Here is a 21,701-nt window from a genome sequence, read left to right as displayed (position 1 = left end):
TAAAACAGCCCAAGACTTTTAATTTTTTTTTCAAACTCGCTTTTTTACTTAAAAATAGACAGTTAATACTTTGTAAAACTATCTTAATAGCCTATTTTTGTCAAGCAAAATTAACAAATTAGATATGCTAAACACTAAACATTTAGAAGATTTAACCATACAAGTTCGAAGAGACATCTTACGCATGGTTCATAAAGTAAACTCTGGTCATCCAGGAGGCTCATTAGGTTGTACAGAATTCTTGGTTTCATTATATAATGAAATCATGGAAAGAAAGGAAGGTTTTGATATGGATGGTATTGGCGAAGACCTTTTCTTTTTATCTAACGGCCATATCTCACCTGTTTTTTATAGTGTTACATCAAGAGCAGGCTATTTTCCTGTTGAAGAATTAAATACATTCCGATTACTAAATTCTCGCTTACAAGGTCATCCAACAACTCACGAAGGTTTGCCTGGTGTAAGAATCGCTTCTGGTTCTTTAGGCCAAGGGATGTCTGTTGCTTTAGGTGCTGCCCAAGCAAAAAAACTTAATAGAGATAAACATTTAGTATATACATTACATGGTGATGGCGAACTTCAAGAAGGACAAAATTGGGAAGCCATTATGTATGCTGCCGCCAAAAAAGTGGATAATATTATTTGTACAGTCGATTTAAATGGACAACAAATTGATGGTTCTACAGATGAAGTTTTACCAATGGGAAGCATCAAAGCTAAATTTGAAGCTTTTGGCTGGGTTGTGATTGAGATAGAACAAGGCAACAATATTGAAGCTATTTTAAAAGGCATGGCTGAAGCTAAATCCCATACTGGGAAAGGTAAGCCTGTTTGTGTGTTGTTAAAAACCATTATGGGACATGGTGTAGACTTTATGATGTATACACACGCTTGGCATGGTAAAGCACCTAATGATGAACAATTAGCAAAAGGTTTAGCACAAAACCCTGAAACTTTAGGAGATTACTAATAATAAGACCAATTAAGAACATGAAAACATATACATATACAGAAAAAAAAGATACAAGGAGCGGTTTTGGAGCTGGTTTAGCCGAACTAGGAAGAACGAACCCTAATGTTGTAGCTCTTTGCGCCGATTTAATTGGATCTTTAAAAATGGAAAAATTTATTGAAGAAAACCCTGAACGTTTTTTTCAAATTGGTATCGCAGAAGCTAACATGATGGGCATTGCAGCAGGTTTAACTATTGGAGGTAAAATACCTTTTACAGGTACGTTCGCCAATTTTTCAACGGGTCGTGTTTATGATCAAATTCGTCAATCGATAGCCTATTCAGATAAAAATGTAAAAATATGTGCATCGCACGCTGGTTTGACATTAGGTGAAGATGGCGCAACGCATCAAATCCTTGAAGACATTGGTCTGATGAAAATGCTACCAGGTATGACGGTTATCAATACATGTGATTACAACCAAACCAAAGCGGCAACTATCGCAATTGCAGACCACCATGGTCCTGTTTATTTACGTTTTGGAAGACCAGTAGTGCCTATATTCACTCCAGAAGACCAAAAATTTGAGATTGGCAAAGCTGTGATGCTTACAGAAGGTACCGATGTTACTATTGTGGCTACCGGACATTTGGTTTGGGAAGCTTTAGAAGCTTCAAAGGTTTTGTTTGAAAAAGGCATTTCTGCTGAAGTTATCAATATTCACACCATCAAACCTTTAGATGAAGAAGCCATTCTTAAATCGGTTGCAAAAACAGGATGTGTGGTAACTGCTGAAGAACACAATTATCTGGGTGGATTAGGTGAAAGTGTCGCTAGAGTTTTGGCATTAAACAATCCTACACCTCAAGAATTTGTGGCGACCAATGATACATTTGGTGAATCTGGAACCCCCGCGCAGCTTATGGACAAATACGGACTAAATAGTGCCGCCATTGTTGAAAAATCGTTATCAGTTATAAAAAGAAAGTAATAATATTCATTTGGCAACGTTTTTGATTTAGTACAATAACTCGTTCTTTCAGTATATAATTTACATATAATATTGTATGTAAAATTCATTTATCTAATTATATAACAAACAAAAAAAATTATATAACGGATAACAAATGAGACTATATACTTTTGGAAAAGAAAAACTCAAGTCAAATTAAAAACGAAACTTATGAAAAATTTAAAAAGCAAATTACATGCTAGTAAAAAAACTATTTTACTAGCATTATTTTTAGTATCAATATCATCATTTACCTATGCTCAAACAGCTACTGGATTTGGTATTAAAGGCGGTTTAAACTACAATGCTAACGGCGATTATTTTGAGTCTATTGGTAGTAATGCCAAGAATCCTGACAGAAATGTGGGTTACCATGTTGGTTTATTTGGAAAAATAGGCGACCAAATATACTTTAAACCAGAACTTGTTTACACTAGCACTAAGAGTGATTATGACAATGAAAGCTTTGAAATGCAAAAACTGGATGCCCCTATGTTAGTTGGTATTAAAATATTAGGACCCGTTAGTGTTTTTGCTGGACCATCGTTTCAATATATTTTGGATTCTGATTTTAATGGCATAGCCATTGAAGATGTAAAAAATGATTTTAGTGTTGGACTAAATTTTGGTATTGGCCTTAACATAAACAAGCTTGGAATCGACGTCAGATATGAACGAGGTTTTAGTGAAAACGAAGCCACTTTTATAGGTAATAATGGTGTTGGGACCAGTAGATTAGATACTAGGCCAAATCAGCTTATTTTAAGTTTATCGTTACTATTGTAAAACATATATTAATCCAAACAAAAAGCTCACTAAATTAATTTTAGTGAGCTTTTTTTATATGTTTCTTTTCAAGAACTTTTAATTTTTAGCATCTAAGTAATCTGGAATACCATCCCCATCCGTATCTTTTAAGGTTAGAATAGTTCCTGTATAAGTGCCATCTTGCTCTTTTCTTATTTTATTTAAAAGCACTTGATCCGTTTGTAAAGGCGTATCAAGAACCTCTTGCCTAGTTGGTTTATTAACCGTTGTAATTTCGATTTCGTCTCTAGTTAAAATGCCATCACCATCATCATCTGTATCTGCGTAATCAGGGTTAAAATCACCATCGGTATCATCATCATCTGGGTCATTAGGATTTTCAAAATTAACCGTAAATTCACCATCTCCATTCAAATCTTCTAGATAAGAAGGAATACCATCTCCATCAAAATCGTTTTGAAACATTCTTAATAATTCAAACTTAAATATTATGGGAGAATAAGCTGGAATATTACGTTGTGCATTAGCAAAATACCCTAATCCAGATGGCAAAAACATAACACCCACTCCTTTATTTACAAAATTCACTGTGCCATCTTCAGTATCAACAAAGGATTCTGCAGTATTAAAATCTGGCAACACTTTTCTCCAACCGGGGATTAATTCGGTTAAACTCCATGTTATTGGTGATACAACATTATCAAATATTTTATTATCTAAAGTAAATCCTTCATAAGTAAAAAATATATTATCAGCAAAAGTAGGTTTATCTTCTCCACCTCCTTGATTTAATTTAAGAACATAAAATTCGTATGGTGTACCTGCGTAAGTTACTTCTTTAGGATCTCCCACGGCAGTCATTAACAATGTGCTACCATCAGGCACTACTTCTCCCTCCTCCAATTTAGTGATGATAATATCTGAAAGACTGGGGTTTGGATTTGATACAAAATCTGCTGAATTATAATAATGGCTTTCTAAATACTCAATCAAAGAATCATTATCAATTAGTTGTTGCTCGCCTCGATCTCTAGGAGGTATTGGAGGTGTAGTATCATCATCATCCTTTTTACAAGACAATAGACCTAATGTTAAAAACAACATAAGTAACCCAATTTTTCCTAAATTCATTTGCAATTTTTTATTGTTTTTCTCTACTTTCATATAATACAATATATAACCATTCAACATTTACAGATTTAAATAGTAAATGTATCATTATTGTTTATTTTTGAGGTCGCAAGATACAATTTTAAAGTAATCTTGCACAAGAACATTAACGTAGTTTTTATAAATATTATATGCGAATTGATAAGTATTTATGGTGTGTTAGGTACTATAAAACCAGAACTTTAGCTACTACCGCTTGTAAAAAAGGACATATTAGGGTAAACAATGATATTGTAAAACCTAGTAGGGAAGTTTATGCACAGGATAACATTGAGATAAGATTAAATCAAATAAAATATCAAATTACCGTCAATGACCTCCCCGAAAGCAGAGTTGGCGCCAAATTGGTTGATATATATAGAATTGACAAAACCCCGAAGGAACAATTTGAAGCACAAGAACTCTTAAAATACGCGAAGGATTATTATAGAGAAAAAGGTGTAGGAAGACCAACTAAAAAAGATAGAAGGGATATAGACGATTATAATGATGAAGCATCTAATGAATAACATTTAATTCCGTAGAAAGTGAATGCGACATGTTCAATCTGTCATTTGAAAAAAAGTAAAGTAAACAAATAAAAATGAGTAATTTTATACTTTTAATTTTTTAACCAAAACTTATGGAAGTTAAAAACAATATAATACTAAACCACGACGAAATCAATCATAAAATTAGACGTATTGCGTTTCAAATTTATGAAGCAAATGTGAATGAAAAGGAAGTTGTTTTAGCTGGCATAGATAGTAATGGCTATATTTTTGCTAAAAAATTGAAAACGGTTCTTCAAAAAATATCAGACATAAATGTGATACTTTGCAAAGTAACCATCGATAAAAAAAATCCTTGGTTAGATATTAAAACCTCTCTTTCTCCGGAGGATTATAAAAACAAATCCTTGGTGTTGGTGGATGATGTATTGAATTCTGGAACGACACTAATTTATGGTGTAAAACATTTTTTGAATGTGCCATTAAAACAATTTAAAACGGCTGTTTTGGTAAATAGAAACCATAAAAAGTATCCCGTTAAAGCCGATTTTAAAGGTATTTCCTTATCAACGTCGTTACACGAACATGTGCATATCAATTTAGATGGAAAATCTTTTGAAGCCTTTTTAGAATAAATTTAAAAGCAATTCTTCTACAATATCAGTTTCTGTTTTATTGTCGGTTGTAATTTTTACTTCTGCCAGATTATAAAATTGAGAACGTTCAAATAAATGTTTACCAATAAACTCAGTAAGCAAATCGTCAGTTTTTATATGAGCTATTAAAGGGCGTTTGGATTTTTCATTTTTTAATCTACTAACCAATTCAGGAATCCCAGTTTTTAAGTAAATACTTTTAGAATTGTTGTCGTTTAAAATAACATCCATATTGTTTCCGTAGCAAGGGGTACCACCTCCAAGGGATAAAACCACGTTGTTTTTATTCGTTAAAATTGTTTTTAAATGTGCTGTTTCCAACTTTCTAAAATAAATTTCTCCTTTAGATTTAAAAATATTTACAATAGAGGTTTGCTCCTCTTTTTCGATATAATCATCTAAATCAATAAAATCATAATTCAATTTATTTGCTAAAATCTTCCCTATAGTTGACTTTCCAGAAGCCATATACCCAATTAATATTACATTCATTATTTGGCTTTTAAATTGATTCTTAAAAACATAGATATTCGTCAGGCAAAAAAACAAAAAATTATACAAAAAAAGCATTGTTTTATTAATTAAACATTTTATATTTGCACCCTCATTAAAGAGACTAGACCTGGTAGCTCAGTCGGTAGAGCATTTCACTTTTAATGAAAGGGTCCTGGGTTCGAATCCCAGCCCGGTCACTTTAATTAACTTTCAACAAGTAGTTACGAAGCCTTGAAAATTATAATATTTTCAAGGCTTTATTTTTTTAGGTGATTATTGGCCCACTTTAGTTTGAAAGGATCTTCATTAATGATGATTAAGAATCAACTTTTTAAATACAAATTAAAAGTTTATAACTATATTAGAAGTGTTTAAAATACTCCTAATCTTAAAAATAATAACTTTTGAATATCATAACACTTACCATAAATCCTGCTTTAGATAAAAGTGCCAAAGTAGATGGCTTGGTGCCTGACCAAAAGCTCCAATGCCATTCCATAGGTTATCAACCTGGCGGCGGTGGTATTAACGTCTCTAGAGTGCTCAATAGGCTTAATGAACAAACACGTTGTATATTTACTTCCGGTGGTGATACTGGGAAAAATCTTAATGAATTACTTTTAAAAGAAGGCATTAATCCGGAAACTATGTCTGTAAAAGCATGGACAAGGGAAAACCTGTCCATTGTGGATACAAAAACCAATTTTCAATATCGTTTTGGGATGCCAAGTCATGGATTACAAGATGTGGAACTCGTTGAGCTAAAGTCGGTGCTAGATAAATGCCTTAGTAATGGTGATATGCTTGTTTTAAGCGGAAGCCTTCCACCAAACGTAGCAACAGATTATTATGCGACATTAATCCAATATGTATCCAACAAAAACATTAGGATTGTTATTGATACTTCGGGCCCCGCACTCGCAGAGGCACTTAAAGAAAAGGTTTTTCTGGTAAAACCCAATCAAAAAGAGTTGGCACAATGGGCTGGTAAAGAATTTTTATCAAGCATGGAACAAGAAGCCTTTGCTTTAGACAGGGTTAAATCTGGTAATGCTACGTATGTTGTAGTTTCTTTAGGTGCAAGAGGCGCCTTTATGGCATCTAAGGATGGTATTGTTTATCAGTCCACTCCTTCAGTATCGGTAAAAAGCACTATTGGTGCTGGCGATAGTATGGTGGCAGGGTTAATCTATGGAATTAAGAACGATTTTTTGGTAAAGGATATTTTAAAATGGGGCGTTGTTTGTGGTGTCGCAACAACGATGAATGAAGGAACCAATCTAGCCAGCAAATCACATATTGACAACGTTTTGAAAATGATGAATGTAGCTTAAACTCCCAAAGTTAGGAAGCAAGAAATTTTAATTTTAATAATTGACTTTCTCTAACTAACGATTAGTTGGGTTCAACTAGCCCTGAATTCTTGTTACAAATCAAAACCATAAGCAAGACGAACCAATACCTGGCCTAAGCCATTATCTGCTATACCATCTTTAATAATAGGAAAGTCTTTTAAAAATTCATATCTTATACTTATATCTACATATTTGGTTGCATATCCAATACTTGGTCCAAAAAGCATAGAATTGTTGTTATATTCCTTAGTCACGGAAAACACACCTCCCATTTCACCCATTACATAAAATTCATTACTAAAGAGAAATGTTTTATAACCAACTTTTATTGGAATGTAACCAAAATTTACACCATCATCATCAACAAATAAATTATTATAACCTGTAGTGAAGGTTAAAGAATATGTTTTCGAAATATTGTATTGCAGCCTTACGTCTCCCCCTACATTAAAGCTATAAGGATCATTAAAAGGTAAACCTCCACTAAGACCAACACCTAGTTTAAGACTTCTTTCATAAGTATCAGCATTGTCTTGTGAGTAAGAAAAATTTGTGCAGATAGAAACACAAATAATTACTAGGATTTTTATGGTGTTTTTCATGGTTTTAATTTATGGATTGAATAATTGTTTTATTATAATTGATGTGTAGTAATAGCAAAAAAAAACACTGTAAAATCAGTGTTTTTTTTTGCTACCGTTCTTAATTTAATTTTAAAGCGAAATAAATGCTTATGTTACTATTTTTGCCATCTGGCACCGTGTAGGTTGTTCCACCGAAATCTCTTTCTTTTCCTACAGCTATGAGGCCATAATTGTAACGGGCTCCAATTCCAAATGAATCAAAATCAAAACCAATACCAGCTGATAGACCCGCATCAAACTTATTGAAATCGTCGTTATCAAAATTACTTTCAAAATCATAAGTTCCCTCACTTGACTCATTTGTTACTTGTGAATCAATTAAATAAGCAACGTAAGGACCCACATGGATATTAAAATTATCCGTTACATTCATTTTCAATAAAACAGGAACTTCTATATAATTCAATTTAAATTTAGCTGTACCTGTTGCAAATAAATTATCATAACTTAATTCAGATCCTTTTCTACTATATAAAAATTCAGGCTGAATGGATAAAGAACTTGATACTGGAATGTTTACATACAAACCCGCATTAAAGCTTGTTAACATATTGTCGTCATCAACATCTTCAGTATACATATTTGAAAAATTAACCCCTCCTTTAACACCAAATTGAACTTGTAATGGATCGTTTGTTTGAGCTTGTGCCGTTATCAATGAGGCTCCAAAAATTAAAATTAGAGCTGAATAAATTCTGTTTTTCATACTAATAATTTTTATGTTTAAATTATACTCAACAAAGGTGCAATACCGCAACGTCTTATCTATTATAAAATATTATATCCTTTTTACATAATTGCCATTATAACCAACAACATAATACTGTAAGAATATATCACTCTTACAACCAACGGTTAGTTCAAAGTACCATTATTAATACTTTTTTTAGGAATTAAGTTCTATTCCTCCTTTTCAATTTATAAATAGACAAGCTATTAAGTCAATCAAAATTGTAATAGAGCACATTCGATAATATTACTGTCAATATCTTTAATCTGTCTAAAATCAAAACAAGACACATTTAATTTTTAAAATCATAAATATGAAACTACAAAACAAAAGAATCGCCATATTAGCTACTGATGGATTTGAAAAATCAGAATTATTCGACCCCTTAAAAGCTTTGAAAGAACAAGGCGCGACTGTAGAGATCATTTCAATAAAAGAAGGTAACATTAAAAGCTGGGATGATAAAAATTGGGGAGAAACTATTAAAGTAGATAAATTAGCTAAGAATGCCAATCCATCTGACTATAGTGCATTAATACTACCGGGAGGTGTTATTAATCCAGATTTATTGCGGGTTAATGAAGACGCTTTATCATTTATCAGGAATTTTTTTTCACAACGAAAACCTGTTGCCGCCATTTGTCATGCGCCATGGTTGCTAATTAGTGCCAAAGTCATAGAAAATAGAACGGTAACGTCTTACTTCAGCATAAAAGATGATCTTATCAATGCTGGTGCACGTTGGAAAAATCAAGAAGTGGTTGTAGATTCTGGATTAATTACAAGTCGAGATCCACAAGATTTGCCTGCTTTTATAAATAAGATTATTGAAGAAGTAGCTGAAGGTAAATATGAAAAAGAAGTTTTAAAAGCTTAGAAATTTTCGCCTCAATCTCAACTATATATTAAGAGAAGCTCGATGAGCTTCTCTTAATTAGTTTTAAAAAGAAATAGTTATATGAATATTATAGGAAACATTATTAAAGGGGCCATAGAGTTAACGGAAAAATTAACGCCCTCATCCAACCCTATCAAAAATCAGAAGGAGGTATTACAATATTTACTTGAAACAGCTAAGGATACTGCTTTTGGTAAATTCTATAATTTTGATGACATCTTGGAAAGTGAAGACATGCAAACACGCTTCGCTGATACGATTCCCTATTTTGATTATAATAACATAAATGAAGCCTGGTGGTCTAAACTACATGAAGGACAAACCAATGTAACATGGCCAGATAATCCAGATTATTATGCACTCAGTGCCGGTACTACTGGAAAAGCCAGTAAACGCATTCCTGTAACTCAAGCCATGATTGATAACATCAAATCTACTGGAATTGCACAAATTTTGGCATTAAGTAATTTTGATTTGCCTGCTGCTTTTTTTGAAAAAGGCATCTTAATGCTAGGAAGTTCAACTGATTTACTCGAAAAAGAAGGACATTTAGAAGGCGAAATTAGCGGTATAAGCGCGAGCAATATTCCTGCCTGGTTTAGAGGTTATTATAAACCGGGTGAAGATATTGCTCAGATTAAAGATTGGGACACCCGTATTCGCCAAATTGCCGAACATGCTACAGATTGGGACATAGGTGCCATAAGCGGTATCCCTTCCTGGATTGAGCTCATGTTGATTGAGGTTATTTCTCATAACAAAGTAAAAAATATTCATGAAATTTGGCCAAATTTAGAAGTATATACATCTGGTGGTGTTGCATTTGGTCCCTATGAAAAAACCTTTAACACCCTTATGGGTAGACCCATTACCGTTATTGATACATACTTAGCATCTGAAGGATTTATGGCATTTCAAACCAGACCGGAAACAGACGCTATGCAATTAGCTACAAATCAGGGTATTTATTTTGAATTTGTCCCTTTTCTCCCAGAATATATAAATGAAGATGGCTCAATAAAACCTAAGGCTCCAGCCCATACCCTTGATAGCGTAGAACTCAACAAAGAGTATGTATTAATTATAAGCACCGTTGCTGGCGCTTGGAGATATATTATTGGTGATACTATTGAATTTAAGGATATTGAAAGAGCAGAGATTAAAATAACCGGGCGTACTAAATTTTTCTTAAACACTGTAGGGTCTCAGCTTTCCGTGAACAAACTGGATGATGCCATTAAACACCTTGAAGAAAGCTTTAATATTGAAATAAGGGAATATACTATATGTGCAAAACGTTATGAGGGCGAATTCTATCATAGTTGGTATTTAGGCACAGTAGATAATATTGAAAGTGATGTACTAGCCCAATCAATAGATGATTATTTAAAAGCTAATAAAAATTACGATGTGGCCCGTACTAAAGCATTAAAAGGTGTGAAGGCAAAAACCATTCCATCATCGATTTTTTATGAATGGAACGCTGTTAATAATAAGAAAGGCGGACAAGTTAAAATGCAACGCGTTATGAATGAAGATACATTTTCTGAGTGGGAAACATTTGTTGCCAAATGGAATATCTAATTCTCATTTTCTTTAAATAACTTTGGATTATCCTCTCTTTCTTGAACAATCATCATAATTTCTTCTGGAGATAGATAAAACCGTTTTATCCTATTTTTATATTTTTCAAGAAAGCCAGCCTCATTTAAAATAAAGTTTTTGGTAGCCAAAATATAATCTTCCATACCATGCATAACCGCAAAGGTATCAGCATCACGTTCAGCTTTTTTCATAAACCTTTCAGAGAACAAATACCCTAAACCAAAGCCTATCAAATTAAAACCACTCCGTTGATGATAATCCATTATATGACCCAATTCGTGTCCAAACCATCCTATCAATACCATGGGAGGAATATCTTTAGTTTGGTAAATGTTATCCGAAATTCTAAAGGTTTTACTTATTAATACTACATATTTTCGCTTTTTTTTAGCCAAGAATACAGTACCAATAGTTGGTTGAGCTTGCATGGTGGATTTCCTAATATTTTTTTTGAATTTAAACTCTATAGCCACATCCTTTAGTTCAGGATAATATGACAACGCCATTTTAACTTCATTAGCAATAGATTTGGGATATATATGTTTAGTATTCAAAAAATAATCAATTTTGATTTATGTATAATCTAAAGTTCTCTTCTTAAGCTTACCGGTTACAAATTGACAATATAAAAAACTACTAGCACTTAACAACATGCAAATTTCAAAAGGAAATTTATTAAGATTTCTTAAATTATATTTTCTCAAAAAATAAAACGGCTTGGATCCAAATTAACCACCAATAATTTCGCCCCCATTAATATGGATAAATTGACCTGTAATATAACTACTATCTTCACATGCCAAAAAAACATAAGCAGGCCCAACCTCACTGGGTTGCCCAGCTCTGCCCATTGGGGTATCTTGACCAAAGTCGGTTACATCATCAAAACTAGCTGGAATAAGCGGTGTCCAAATAGGCCCCGGAGCAACACCATTAACACGGATTCCTTTTTTAGCCAATTGTGCAGATAACGATCTTGTAAAACTTACAATCGCTCCTTTTGTGCTAGCATAATCAATGAGATGTTCGCTTCCTCTGTAAGCAGTAACCGAACTTGTATTTATTACAACATCACCCTTCTTAAAATATTTTAAAGCCGCTCTGGTCAAATAAAAAAACGGATATATGTTAGTCTCAAAAGTTTTGTGCAGTTGTTGTTTATTGATCTCTGTAAGGGAATCTTTTGGAAACTGCATAGCGGCATTGTTAACTAAAATATTTATGTGTCCATATTCCTTAACACAAGCTTCAATACTTGCATTGCAATTCGCCTCTTGCTTTAAATCCATTTTGATAAGAAGGCATTTTCTACCTTCTTTTTCCACTAGTTTTTTTATATTTTTGGCATCAGTGGTCTCTTTTAAATAAACCAGTGCAATGTCTGCTCCTTCTTTAGCAAAATGTAAGACAGTGCTACCTCCAATACCGCTATCGCCCCCTGTAACTAAAGCAATTTTATTTTTTAATTTTTCAGAGCCCTTATAATTTGCGCGTATTAACTCTGGTTGAGGATTCATTTTATGTTCTTCTCCTGGCTGGGATAGCTTTTGTGCCGGGAATTTGCTTGGCTTTTTCATAATAATTCTCATTTCACATTTTAGCAAATTAAAAACTATTGATAGAAAACCATAAACTCTATTAAACTAAAAATTAATCCAATAAATACCTTTATAATTAATCTATTCCTAAAGACTGTAACTGAAAACAAAGAAATAATTCTTAATTCCTTTGTGGAATTGTTCTAAAAAATACTGTTCATTTTCATCAAATAACAAGGGTTCATTCCTTGTTTCAACCCATGGTTTTTAATAAATATTTAAGTGAGTATTCATTTATTTTAGTCATACAGCTAAACTGATTGGGTTAAGAAATATCTTTTTAAGGGCAATGATGCTCTCATTCAAAATATAACTTAGCTAAATTAATTGTGAATTTTAATCAAAAAAGATTTCCAGTAATGATATCAAATAAACCACCACCACTATGATATGAACTATAATAACCCTTTAAATTATGAGAAGTGCTATAAAAATTAAAAATCCAGCTACTAGCAGTAAGTCGGCTATCAACAAACATGTAGACTATAAAGATAGACTTAATTTCAAAGTTAATAAACCTAAGAACTTACCAAAGGTTTTAATACTATCAACATATCCTCCAAGACAATGTGGTATAGCAACCTATACTCAAGATTTAAAAAATGCGCTTGACAATACATACGAAAACAGTTTTGACACAACAATATGTGCAGTTGAATCAAACGTAGAGAGGCATACTTATGAAAAAGATGATGTCGATTTGGTGTTAAATACGGACGATTTACAATCATTTATATTAATATCCAAAATGATTAATGCCGATGAAAATATTGAACTAGTCATGGTTCAACATGAGTTTGGATTATTTAAAAATAATGAAGACATATTTATAAATTTTTTAAAGATACTCAACAAACCAATAATTCTAGCCTTTCATACCGTACTGCCCAACCCGACTTTGGCTTTAGAAGTACATGTTAAAGCTTTGGCATCGACGGCTAAAATAATTACGGTTATGACAAAATCCTCATCTGAATTACTAATAAACACCTATGGTATAAATCCAAGAAAAATAGAAATCATACCGCATGGAACCCATTTAGTAAAACACAAGAAAAAATCGATTCTTAAAGAAAAATATAACTTATCGGGAAGAAAAGTGATATCTACCTTTGGTTTATTGGGACCCGGAAAAAGTATTGAAACCACTTTAGATGCTTTACCCAACATTATAAAAGAACACAAGAATATTATTTTTTTAGTTATAGGTAAAACACACCCAACACTTTTTAATAGAGAAGGCAATACTTATATGGATTTCCTACAGAGAAAGGTAGAAGAATTAAAATTAAACGACCATGTTAAGTTTATAACTAAATTTGTTCCACTTCCCGAATTACTTGAATACCTGCAATTATCTGACTGTTATGTGTTTACTTCAAAAGACCCAAATCAGGCTGTAAGTGGCACCTTTTCTTATGCAGTAAGCTGTGGTTGTCCCATTATCTCTACGCCCATTCCCCATGCCAATGAAGTTTTACGAAATGGTAGTGGCGTTCTTTTTGATTTTGGTAACTCCGAACAATTGGCCAAGGAAGTAAATACATTATTAAATAATAAAAATCTTAGAAATGACATGAAATTGAAAGGATTGCATGCTTCATCTGCTACCTCTTGGGAAAATGCATCGATAGCACATGCCCATATTTTTTCTAAAGAAGTAAAAAAACCATTAAAACTAACCTATAAAAAACCACAGATCAACCTTGACCATCTAAAAGCGATGACGACAGATGTTGGAATCATTCAATTTTCAATAATTAACACTCCAGATTTAAAATCTGGCTATACAGTAGATGATAATGCCAGAGCACTAATAGCTATGTGCCAACATTACAAATTAACGCATAATCCATCCGATTTAAAATTGATAAAGACATACATCAATTTTATTTTAAAGTGTCAACGTTGCAATGGTTTATTTTTGAATTATGTGGACAAGGATAAAAAATTCACCAAGCAAAATGATAAAGAGAATTTAGAAGATGCCAATGGAAGGGCCATATGGTCTTTAGGCTATGCGTATTCATTAATGGAAGAAGCAATTGATCTAGATATAACTCTCCTTCAAAACATGAAATGGGCAATCAATGAATTTCAATTACAAATGCAACATTTCAAATCCCCTAGAGCCCTAGCCTTTATTATAAAAGGTTTATTCTTTTTTAATATGAAGCTTAACAGTAGGGAAATAACCATATCTATTGAAGATATGGGTAACAAACTTGTTGATTTATATAAGTTCCATTCTGAAGACGATTGGAATTGGTATGAACCTTATCTAACCTATGCCAATAGCGTATTACCGGAAGCATTATTATGTGCATGGAAAGCTACTGGGAAAACAAAATTCAAGCTTATAGCTAAAGAGTCTTTTGATTTTTTACTTTCGAAAACGTTTGACGAAAATTCAATTAAAATAATATGTAATCAAAACTGGCTGATAAAGGGATCTGATGAAAAATTAGCATATATAGGAGGAGAACAACCCATTGATGTTACATACACCATTTTGGCTTTAAAACAATTTAATCTAATTTTCCCATTAGAAGATTACGATACCAAAATGAAAATAGCTTTCAGCTGGTTTCTTGGCAACAACCAATTAGAACAAATTATTTATAATTCTTGTACAGGAGGCTGCCATGATGGTCTTGAAGCGAACAATGTCAATTTGAACCAAGGAGCAGAATCTACTGTTAGTTATTTACTGGCCCGGCTAGCTTTTGAGGAAATGGATTAAAACTTGCATTTCCTCATACACAATTATATTAACCTTATGCTTTGAGAGCCGTTAAGAGATCATCCAAATTAATAGTAATGTAAGAGGATGAATAATCTGATACGGCATAAGGTAAAATCAAATGGTTGTTATGAATAATACTTCCGCATGAATATACAACATTTGGAACATAACCTTCTCTTTCTTCTTCCAAAGGAGAAAGAAGAGGTTCTTTTAACCTGCCAATTTCTTTAGTTGGGTCTTCTAAATCCAATAATGAAGCACCAATACAATAACGTCTCATGGCTCCCACACCGTGGGTAATTAATAACCAACCTTGATCTGTGTATATGGGTGAGCCACAATTTCCTATTTGCGTAAACTCCCATGGGAATTTAGGCTCTTGAATTTTTATGGGATTATTCCATAATGTGATTCTTTTGGAATAAAAAAGGTAATTATTAACGCCATCAATTCTTGCCAACATAGCATACTTACCTTTAATCTTACGGGGAAAAAGAGCGAAATTTTTATTTTGTGCGCCATCGCCGTGCATGGGCATGATTCTGAAATTCCTAAAATCGTTTGTTGAAAGTAATTTAGGGAGTATGGTGTAACCATCATAGGCCGTATAAGTGGCATATATGGTTTCAGTGCCATCATCTTCCGTAAAACGCACAAATCTGGCATCCTCAATTCCTTTACTCTCTGATGGTGAAATAGGGAAAATAGCACGTTCTGAAATATTGGAATCTTCATGAAATTCAATATCGTAATAAGAATCAATCAGCCAGGTCATTTCGTTAAGCGCCTTTTTTCTTTGTTCATCTATGTCCTGTTTCAATACGTCCCCAACGGCATCTTTTAAAGCAAAATATTCGAATCTGCTTGATAATGAATTCATAATGGTTGAAGAATATTCCTTTGGAATATTCATTTCCTCCATTTTCTTCATAAATCGTTTTTTATTATACGTTTTTTTATTTTTAATATTAGGAAGGTCGATATGTTTATGAAGATTCTCCATATGTAAATTATTGGAGGCATCCAAAATGCCTTTCCTGAAAACGATAGAGGACAAATGTCCCTCTCCTGTAGCCCTAAACGATATTATGACCCGTTTTTCTCCTTCAGACAAAAAAGACTGATCGAAATCTTCAACAATAGAGGGATTAAACAACGCGGAGGCCTCTACAGAATATTCCATGGTACTGTAAGAGCCTATTAAAAGTTTACGTTCCAAAGATAATTTTTTATGATCCATCCCCATGGATTCTATGAGATTCACGTAATTATAAAAGTGTTTTAAAAAAATATTTGAAATATTTCTGTGCCTGCCCAGAAACTCTTTAAGGGTTATTTCTAATTCATGTTTAACCTCTATCTCGCTTAAACTCATGATACGGTGCACGAGATTAATGGTTCTAGCATCACCATTATTAAAAAACCTGGCCACTACCCTACTAGAATCTGGTTTAAAATATAGATTTTTACGAACTACTGTAATTGACATGGTATTATCTAATTTTTAAATTATTGTTTCATTTTCATTTTAAAATCTGTTACTATTAAACTGGTATAATAACATAAACTGCCTATAAATTAATTGGAGATTGTTTTAACCGAATTAATTTATAGGCAGTAAAATAATTGCATTATGTTTCTTAATTAACAGCTTTTCTATTAAGTCTGCTTTCTGCTAATTTATTTAAATTGTGATTTGCATCATATTCTTCATCCAAACTTTCCTGTAATTTACTTGCTATATTATTATAGCCCAATTCCTTAGCATATCTAACAGCAGTGCCATACCCCGAAATCTCATAATGCTCTATACGTTGAGCTCCTGCAACAAGGCCAGCATCCATAACCTCAGCATCCTTTACTTCCTCTATGAAACTCTCAGTTTCACTGATTAAACCTTTCATAGCCTTACAGGTTTCTCCAGTTGGAGATATATCTAGTTCTTCACAAATGTCTTGAAGTCGCTTTTTTTGTGCTTTAGTTTCCTCTAAATGGACTTCAAACGCTTTCTTTAATTTGCTGTCTCCGGCATTACTAACAACCTTAGGAAGTGCATCGATTAATTGCTTTTCTGCACTATATAAATCTTTTAATTGATGTTCGAATAAATCTTTTAATGTTTTCATGTTTTAAGTTTTTTAATTGTTTGTTTAAAGATATTTTGAAAAGTTGCGGGCGACTAATCTTAAAAATAAAATTATTGACCCATTTGATATATCGCTTTGGCACCTTAACATTTAATGCATCACAATATTCTTGGTATGATATGTATTGAAAAACCAGAATGAAATTGTTAATGCCAATAATATAAAAAGAGAAGTTTAACACTTCTCTTTTCAATTGACGTTGACCTATTAATTAATGTATATCCTCTAATTTTTTAATGGTATTAAGGTCATTGGCAATAGCTTCTCTCTGTTTAAGTATTACGCCTTGTGTGCTAAATGGCAACGACGTTTCGTTAAGAATGTCATTATACTCTTCTAGAGCGGCCTTTTCACCTCTAATAGCTTCTTCCAGCATCGATTCATCATTATCCGAAGAAAACAATGCCTTTACATCCATCCATGTTCGGTGGGCTGCACCAGCAAAACTTCCTTCTTTTTGAACATCTTCACCAAAAGAAACAATTTCCGCTTTTAACTCCTGTCCAAACGCATAACGCTGCTGCGCTTTTCTTTGAAAATAATTTTTTAAATATGTATGCTCTGTATTTTCTGCTGCTTTTCTAAAACCTTTTTCAGCATCATATGTTTTCTCTAAAAGATCATTCAATTTATTACCTATTGTTTCTGTGTACGTATTCATAATAATTTAAGTTTAATTAATGATTATAATTTATTTGTGTAATTTAGAGATGAAAATCTCCAGCTATTGATGCTTTTAAATGAAAAATTGACTCATTTAAACGGCATTCATATTTAAGCTTTTAATAGACAAAAGATTTTGATGATTTTGGTAATGCTTGGGGCTACAATTATATTTTTCTTTGAAAATTTTGGAAAAATAACTTCTACTTGTAAGCCCTACTGAGTAAACAATTTCTGAGATATTGAGTTCTGTTGTTCTTATTAAATTTTCTGCTACTTCAATTCTTATATTTCTAATAAAATCGGCAACTGTTCGATTGTGCAATATTTTAAACCCCTCTTGTAATTTAAAGGGTGATAAACCTGATTTTCTGCTTAAATACTTTAAACTGTATTGAATTTCCGGACAACTTCTTATATGTTCGGTTATATCTTTTACAGCCTCCATATCTGTTTGGGTAAGGGAATAATAATTGGTCATGGCATTACTTAGGTCATTTTTATGCTGTTCAATTTCAAGAGCTAGAATTAAATAAACAACACTATTAATCAATAAATTCCTAACCAATCCTTTTTGGCTCAAAGAGTTAAGATGATTTATTTTTTCTACAATCTTCAAGTTGAAAGAGCCTATATATGAAAAAACACTATGCTTCTGATCGAGAATGAATGTGGTTTTTAATTGATCTCTTAATTCTTTATCTGAAACCGATAATACATCCACAGTAACCATAGAGAATTCTACCTTTTTATTTTTTTCAAAACTGAAAAAAATGTTGTTTTCTGAAGAGTTTGAAAAAATGCCCGTTTGAAATTGACCTAGTTTATTTTCTTTAGCGTGGCCTTCAAAACTTTGCTTAACATGTCCTTTGGAACAGTATCCAAAATAAATCGAACTCGTATCGCTCAGTCTATTTAAAAAAGATACATCTTCTTTAAATACAATGCTATATTCCATATAAATAATTGCTTTTTCTATGGAAACTCCTGAGATAAATCCTTTAACAATATCATTGTTAAGTTCCAATTTGTATTCTTTAGACTTTATATCTAGTTTTCCACCCAATTCCGCTTGAAGTTGATCAAAAATAACAGAGAGGGAATTTGAAGTTATTGATACCGTTTTCATACTTATTCTTTTTTTTAAATTATTAAAAGTGGGTTGCTTTTTATTAATAGAAAATCAAATTTTACAGTGTTTAATAAGACCGATTTAATTTCATATTTTGGTTAAATACCTCACAATAAATTCAAAAGCTCGATTGCCCTTAATGAATAAAGGCGCATGCTTTAAATCTTAAATTTTCAATAAGGTTAATATTTATTTATATTGTTTTAACAAAATTGCAATAAGAGGCTACATGTTTTGTTACATCATTTTATAATTACTTTATATAATTTTTGTTATCTTGAATTTTCTTAAAACATTAGTCCCCAAGCCATTCTTAATGAATTATAAAATACCGGAGAGCCTTTATGTGCTATTTTAAACAAAAGTGTTTGGCAGGATTGTTTTTTTGATTTAGGCTAAAGAATATGAATCATTAGTGATAATTATTTCTCTAATTCCATTAAATATTTTTACTTATATTATTTTATTTTAAAAAAATAATTTTATGGACTATCAGAATAAAGATTTAAAAAAATCTGACACATTTAAACTTAAGCATATGCCAAGTTTACTAATTACAACCTATAAAGCTTGGATTGAAAAAGAACCCTTTAAATTAGGTGCCATCGTTGCCTACTACGCTATATTGTCTCTGCCGGCTTTACTAATAATAATATTGAATTTGGTTGGCACCTTATGGGGAGAAGAATTGGTTAAAGGTGAATTAAATTCTGAAATATCAACGGCTTTAGGACCTGATACCGCTACCTCTATTTTAAATATGGTTACTAAAAGAGGTGATGAATCTACTTCTATATTCGCTACTATCTTAGGAATTGGCATTTTATTATATGGTGCTACGGGCGTTTTCTATCAATTACAAAATGCACTAGATGATATTTGGGAGAAAAAACAAACCTTTTCAAATGAAATAATAGCTACTTTATTGGGGAGACTGAAAAGTTTTGGATTCATCTTGATTTTTGGATTTTTATTACTTATAAGTTTCATCTTAACAGCTTTACTTACCACATTTGCCAATAGAATAACTCATCTCCTTTCAAGCGACATTTTAGATTTTGCATATATTATAGATATCATATTGTCTATGGTATTTATCTATTTCTTATTTGCAGCCATGTTTAAATATTTACCAAGTACGCCTGTAAAATGGAAAGCCGTAAAAATAGGAGCGGGTTTAACAGCACTTTTGTTTATTATAGGTAAATATATTTTAGCCTTCTACTTTGGAAAAACAGAACCTGGCTCCACATATGGGGCTGCAGGATCTATAATTATAGTCATGCTTTGGACCTCATATACCAGCTTAATTCTCTTCTTTGGTGCCCAGTTTACAAAAGTCTATTCCGATAAGTATTTAATGAATATTTCTTAATAGCTATCATCTTCATTGTATACGTCATATATCAGATAGCGTTAAAATTTAGTCTAAATGAGTTAATTATTATTACCCACAAAACCTAGATTTATCCCGATAATTTAAAGATTTTAATTAATAATCTTACAGTATTTTTGACTAAATAATTGGATAACAACTATTTAAAATTATATATTATGAGAAGTATTCTTTGGTTAATCGCCGTTATTTGTATAATAATTTGGATTTTAGGATTTTTCGGAGTGGTAGAAGGTATCGCTACTGGCAGTTTGATATATGTTCTTTTAGTAATTGCTATAATTGCTATTTTATATAACATAATTTCAGGGAGAAGACCCCTTGATTAATTATTCTAAACATTCCTGTTCCAATCTTACATAAATATTTTTAAAAATAAAATTATGCTTTTAAAACCGCTCTTAATTTACCTAGCTGATGATGATAATGAAGATCGTATGCTATTTAAAGAGGCACTGGATGATATAGATATGAATGTATCCATTGAAGATTTTGACAATGGAGTAACCCTTATGGTTAATCTTTTAGATGTAAATAAACCATTGCCTGATATGATCTATTTAGATTTAAATATGCCCTTAATGAATGGAGAGGAATGTTTAAATGATATTAGAAACGAACCTAGGCTTTCACACATTCCCATAGTCATTTACTCTAACTATGCTGACAAGTCCATTTCTGATGAATTACAAAAAAAGGGTGCTAATTTATATCTGGTAAAGCCCAATTCGTTTAAGATGCTCAAAAATTTATTAAGTAGAAGTTTGGAATACATTCATCTTTCACGAGATACTAGCGATTTTTCGGAGTTTGTAATCACAGAAAAAACTAATAAAGTATAGAGTAGTTCATATCCTTATATTTTTTAAGCCATATTACGACATTCTTGTGCACAGGCTAAACATGAAGCGGCACAAACTTTACAATGTTCGTGGTCATGTTGTTGGCATTGTTCGGCACACCATTCACATATATCGGCACATACTCTGCAATACTCTTTTGTTAAAGGCCCACCGGCAACCATAAATTTAATACAAATTAAACAGGCATCTACACACAACAAACAACATTTAGGACAATCATTCATACTTTCTTTACCGAGCATTTGAACAAGACAATTTTGACAATCGATCATGCATTGGTAGCAAGCCTTTATACAGTTTTCATAATTAATTTTCATCTCTGTTATTTTATATTTACTTTAAAATTAACAGGATAGCCCCTATCACTTTTGCTCAAAAC

Annotated in this window: 22 protein-coding genes and 1 tRNA gene; 13 read left to right on the top strand and 10 right to left on the bottom strand. The window is 32.2% G+C overall.

Features of this window, described 5'->3' with window-relative positions; genetic code table 11:
- Positions 1-109: 109 nt before the first annotated feature.
- From CDH49_RS05735 to CDH49_RS05725, 3 genes are all read left to right on the top strand, one after another.
- Positions 110-970 (top strand): transketolase, encoded by an 861-nt coding sequence (locus CDH49_RS05735; protein ID WP_262496602.1) that lies wholly within the window; start codon positions 110-112, stop codon positions 968-970.
- A 20-nt stretch (positions 971-990) separates the two neighbouring features.
- On the top strand, positions 991-1,944 hold the full coding sequence (locus CDH49_RS05730; RefSeq protein ID WP_100614403.1) for a transketolase family protein: 954 nt from the start codon (positions 991-993) through the stop codon (positions 1,942-1,944).
- Positions 1,945-2,136: 192 nt separating this feature from the next.
- Positions 2,137-2,751: an outer membrane beta-barrel protein gene (locus CDH49_RS05725; RefSeq protein WP_100614402.1), complete on the top strand. Its 615-nt coding sequence runs from the start codon at positions 2,137-2,139 to the stop codon at positions 2,749-2,751.
- Between the two features lie 78 nt (positions 2,752-2,829).
- Here the strand turns inward: CDH49_RS05725 and CDH49_RS05720 are convergent, their stop codons facing one another.
- Complete coding sequence (locus CDH49_RS05720; RefSeq protein ID WP_157805274.1) at positions 2,830-3,897, bottom strand: FKBP-type peptidyl-prolyl cis-trans isomerase; 1,068 nt, start codon at positions 3,895-3,897, stop codon at positions 2,830-2,832.
- A gap of 137 nt (positions 3,898-4,034) precedes the next feature.
- Here CDH49_RS05720 and CDH49_RS05715 point away from each other — a divergent pair, with 137 nt between their 5' ends.
- Both CDH49_RS05715 and CDH49_RS05710 read left to right on the top strand, forming a co-directional pair.
- A complete protein-coding gene (locus CDH49_RS05715; protein ID WP_100614400.1) occupies positions 4,035-4,412 on the top strand; it encodes an RNA-binding S4 domain-containing protein in 378 nt (125 codons plus the stop codon).
- A gap of 113 nt (positions 4,413-4,525) precedes the next feature.
- Positions 4,526-5,029 (top strand): phosphoribosyltransferase domain-containing protein, encoded by a 504-nt coding sequence (locus CDH49_RS05710; RefSeq protein ID WP_100614399.1) that lies wholly within the window; start codon positions 4,526-4,528, stop codon positions 5,027-5,029.
- Here CDH49_RS05710 and CDH49_RS05705 read toward each other — a convergent pair.
- Positions 5,021-5,542, bottom strand: coding sequence for a shikimate kinase (locus tag CDH49_RS05705; protein ID WP_100614398.1), 522 nt, complete (start codon positions 5,540-5,542; stop codon positions 5,021-5,023). The genes CDH49_RS05710 and CDH49_RS05705 overlap by 9 nt on opposite strands.
- 127 nt (positions 5,543-5,669) lie before the next feature.
- Between CDH49_RS05705 and CDH49_RS05700 the strand changes: the two genes are divergently transcribed.
- Together CDH49_RS05700 and CDH49_RS05695 are read left to right on the top strand one after the other, a co-directional pair.
- Positions 5,670-5,742 (top strand) — tRNA-Lys (locus CDH49_RS05700).
- Positions 5,743-5,949: 207 nt separating this feature from the next.
- Positions 5,950-6,879, top strand: a complete 930-nt coding sequence (locus CDH49_RS05695) for a 1-phosphofructokinase family hexose kinase (RefSeq protein WP_100614397.1) — start codon at positions 5,950-5,952, stop codon at positions 6,877-6,879.
- A 92-nt stretch (positions 6,880-6,971) separates the two neighbouring features.
- On the opposite strand, the gene CDH49_RS05690 is transcribed toward CDH49_RS05695, so the two are convergent.
- Together CDH49_RS05690 and CDH49_RS05685 are read right to left on the bottom strand one after the other, a co-directional pair.
- Positions 6,972-7,502 carry a hypothetical protein gene (locus CDH49_RS05690; RefSeq protein ID WP_100614396.1) on the bottom strand — a complete coding sequence of 177 codons (531 nt, stop codon included), beginning with the start codon at positions 7,500-7,502 and terminating at the stop codon, positions 6,972-6,974.
- Positions 7,503-7,602: 100 nt separating this feature from the next.
- The gene (locus CDH49_RS05685) at positions 7,603-8,250 is read right to left on the bottom strand and encodes a porin family protein (protein ID WP_100614395.1); all 648 of its coding nucleotides are present in this window, start codon (positions 8,248-8,250) and stop codon (positions 7,603-7,605) included.
- A 337-nt stretch (positions 8,251-8,587) separates the two neighbouring features.
- Between CDH49_RS05685 and CDH49_RS05680 the strand changes: the two genes are divergently transcribed.
- Both CDH49_RS05680 and CDH49_RS05675 read left to right on the top strand, forming a co-directional pair.
- Positions 8,588-9,151, top strand: a complete 564-nt coding sequence (locus CDH49_RS05680; protein WP_100614394.1) for a type 1 glutamine amidotransferase domain-containing protein — start codon at positions 8,588-8,590, stop codon at positions 9,149-9,151.
- A gap of 81 nt (positions 9,152-9,232) precedes the next feature.
- Positions 9,233-10,756 carry a GH3 family domain-containing protein gene (locus tag CDH49_RS05675; protein ID WP_100614393.1) on the top strand — a complete coding sequence of 508 codons (1,524 nt, stop codon included), beginning with the start codon at positions 9,233-9,235 and terminating at the stop codon, positions 10,754-10,756.
- Here the strand turns inward: CDH49_RS05675 and CDH49_RS05670 are convergent.
- Positions 10,753-11,331, bottom strand: a complete 579-nt coding sequence (locus CDH49_RS05670) for a hypothetical protein (protein ID WP_100614392.1) — start codon at positions 11,329-11,331, stop codon at positions 10,753-10,755. The genes CDH49_RS05675 and CDH49_RS05670 overlap by 4 nt on opposite strands.
- A gap of 174 nt (positions 11,332-11,505) precedes the next feature.
- Positions 11,506-12,354: an SDR family oxidoreductase gene (locus CDH49_RS05665; protein WP_100614391.1), complete on the bottom strand. Its 849-nt coding sequence runs from the start codon at positions 12,352-12,354 to the stop codon at positions 11,506-11,508.
- 436 nt (positions 12,355-12,790) lie between these two features.
- Here CDH49_RS05665 and CDH49_RS05660 point away from each other — a divergent pair, with 436 nt between their 5' ends.
- Positions 12,791-15,118, top strand: coding sequence for a glycosyltransferase (locus CDH49_RS05660; RefSeq protein WP_100614390.1), 2,328 nt, complete (start codon positions 12,791-12,793; stop codon positions 15,116-15,118).
- Positions 15,119-15,152: 34 nt separating this feature from the next.
- On the opposite strand, the gene CDH49_RS05655 is transcribed toward CDH49_RS05660, so the two are convergent.
- The 4 genes from CDH49_RS05655 to CDH49_RS05640 all read right to left on the bottom strand — a co-directional run bounded on the left by CDH49_RS05655 (position 15,153) and on the right by CDH49_RS05640 (position 19,060).
- Positions 15,153-16,610: a glycoside hydrolase family 130 protein gene (locus CDH49_RS05655; RefSeq protein WP_100614389.1), complete on the bottom strand. Its 1,458-nt coding sequence runs from the start codon at positions 16,608-16,610 to the stop codon at positions 15,153-15,155.
- Positions 16,611-16,761: 151 nt separating this feature from the next.
- Complete coding sequence (locus tag CDH49_RS05650; RefSeq protein ID WP_100614388.1) at positions 16,762-17,247, bottom strand: YciE/YciF ferroxidase family protein; 486 nt, start codon at positions 17,245-17,247, stop codon at positions 16,762-16,764.
- Positions 17,248-17,479: 232 nt separating this feature from the next.
- Positions 17,480-17,929, bottom strand: coding sequence for a ferritin-like domain-containing protein (locus CDH49_RS05645; protein ID WP_100614387.1), 450 nt, complete (start codon positions 17,927-17,929; stop codon positions 17,480-17,482).
- A gap of 96 nt (positions 17,930-18,025) precedes the next feature.
- Positions 18,026-19,060 carry a helix-turn-helix domain-containing protein gene (locus tag CDH49_RS05640; RefSeq protein ID WP_100614386.1) on the bottom strand — a complete coding sequence of 345 codons (1,035 nt, stop codon included), beginning with the start codon at positions 19,058-19,060 and terminating at the stop codon, positions 18,026-18,028.
- A 541-nt stretch (positions 19,061-19,601) separates the two neighbouring features.
- Between CDH49_RS05640 and CDH49_RS05635 the strand changes: the two genes are divergently transcribed.
- The 3 genes from CDH49_RS05635 to CDH49_RS05630 all read left to right on the top strand — a co-directional run bounded on the left by CDH49_RS05635 (position 19,602) and on the right by CDH49_RS05630 (position 21,301).
- On the top strand, positions 19,602-20,438 hold the full coding sequence (locus CDH49_RS05635) for a YihY/virulence factor BrkB family protein (protein WP_100614514.1): 837 nt from the start codon (positions 19,602-19,604) through the stop codon (positions 20,436-20,438).
- A 179-nt stretch (positions 20,439-20,617) separates the two neighbouring features.
- A complete protein-coding gene (locus CDH49_RS15615; protein WP_157805273.1) occupies positions 20,618-20,788 on the top strand; it encodes a lmo0937 family membrane protein in 171 nt (56 codons plus the stop codon).
- Between the two features lie 54 nt (positions 20,789-20,842).
- Positions 20,843-21,301 carry a response regulator gene (locus tag CDH49_RS05630; RefSeq protein WP_100614385.1) on the top strand — a complete coding sequence of 153 codons (459 nt, stop codon included), beginning with the start codon at positions 20,843-20,845 and terminating at the stop codon, positions 21,299-21,301.
- Positions 21,302-21,701 lie beyond the last annotated feature (400 nt).

This window comes from Confluentibacter citreus, from assembly GCF_002807055.1.
GTDB lineage: Bacteria > Bacteroidota > Bacteroidia > Flavobacteriales > Flavobacteriaceae > Confluentibacter > Confluentibacter citreus.
The sequence above is the reverse complement of the archived record's forward strand: the minus strand, read 5'-3'. Positions and strand labels throughout refer to the sequence as shown.

Bases quoted from the DNA above. Each gene is read 5' to 3' on its own strand.
- CDH49_RS05730 (WP_100614403.1), top strand. From the start codon at position 991: ATGAAAACATATACATATACAGAAAAAAAAGATACAAGGAGCGGTTTT.
- CDH49_RS05725 (WP_100614402.1), top strand. From the start codon at position 2,137: ATGAAAAATTTAAAAAGCAAATTACATGCTAGTAAAAAAACTATTTTA.
- CDH49_RS05720 (WP_157805274.1), bottom strand. From the start codon at position 3,897: ATGAAAGTAGAGAAAAACAATAAAAAATTGCAAATGAATTTAGGAAAA.
- CDH49_RS05715 (WP_100614400.1), top strand. From the start codon at position 4,035: ATGCGAATTGATAAGTATTTATGGTGTGTTAGGTACTATAAAACCAGA.
- CDH49_RS05710 (WP_100614399.1), top strand. From the start codon at position 4,526: ATGGAAGTTAAAAACAATATAATACTAAACCACGACGAAATCAATCAT.
- CDH49_RS05705 (WP_100614398.1), bottom strand. From the start codon at position 5,542: ATGAATGTAATATTAATTGGGTATATGGCTTCTGGAAAGTCAACTATA.
- CDH49_RS05690 (WP_100614396.1), bottom strand. From the start codon at position 7,502: ATGAAAAACACCATAAAAATCCTAGTAATTATTTGTGTTTCTATCTGC.
- CDH49_RS05685 (WP_100614395.1), bottom strand. From the start codon at position 8,250: ATGAAAAACAGAATTTATTCAGCTCTAATTTTAATTTTTGGAGCCTCA.
- CDH49_RS05680 (WP_100614394.1), top strand. From the start codon at position 8,588: ATGAAACTACAAAACAAAAGAATCGCCATATTAGCTACTGATGGATTT.
- CDH49_RS05675 (WP_100614393.1), top strand. From the start codon at position 9,233: ATGAATATTATAGGAAACATTATTAAAGGGGCCATAGAGTTAACGGAA.
- CDH49_RS05665 (WP_100614391.1), bottom strand. From the start codon at position 12,354: ATGAAAAAGCCAAGCAAATTCCCGGCACAAAAGCTATCCCAGCCAGGA.
- CDH49_RS05660 (WP_100614390.1), top strand. From the start codon at position 12,791: ATGAGAAGTGCTATAAAAATTAAAAATCCAGCTACTAGCAGTAAGTCG.
- CDH49_RS05655 (WP_100614389.1), bottom strand. From the start codon at position 16,610: ATGTCAATTACAGTAGTTCGTAAAAATCTATATTTTAAACCAGATTCT.
- CDH49_RS05650 (WP_100614388.1), bottom strand. From the start codon at position 17,247: ATGAAAACATTAAAAGATTTATTCGAACATCAATTAAAAGATTTATAT.
- CDH49_RS05645 (WP_100614387.1), bottom strand. From the start codon at position 17,929: ATGAATACGTACACAGAAACAATAGGTAATAAATTGAATGATCTTTTA.
- CDH49_RS05640 (WP_100614386.1), bottom strand. From the start codon at position 19,060: ATGAAAACGGTATCAATAACTTCAAATTCCCTCTCTGTTATTTTTGAT.
- CDH49_RS05635 (WP_100614514.1), top strand. From the start codon at position 19,602: ATGCCAAGTTTACTAATTACAACCTATAAAGCTTGGATTGAAAAAGAA.
- CDH49_RS15615 (WP_157805273.1), top strand. From the start codon at position 20,618: ATGAGAAGTATTCTTTGGTTAATCGCCGTTATTTGTATAATAATTTGG.
- CDH49_RS05630 (WP_100614385.1), top strand. From the start codon at position 20,843: ATGCTTTTAAAACCGCTCTTAATTTACCTAGCTGATGATGATAATGAA.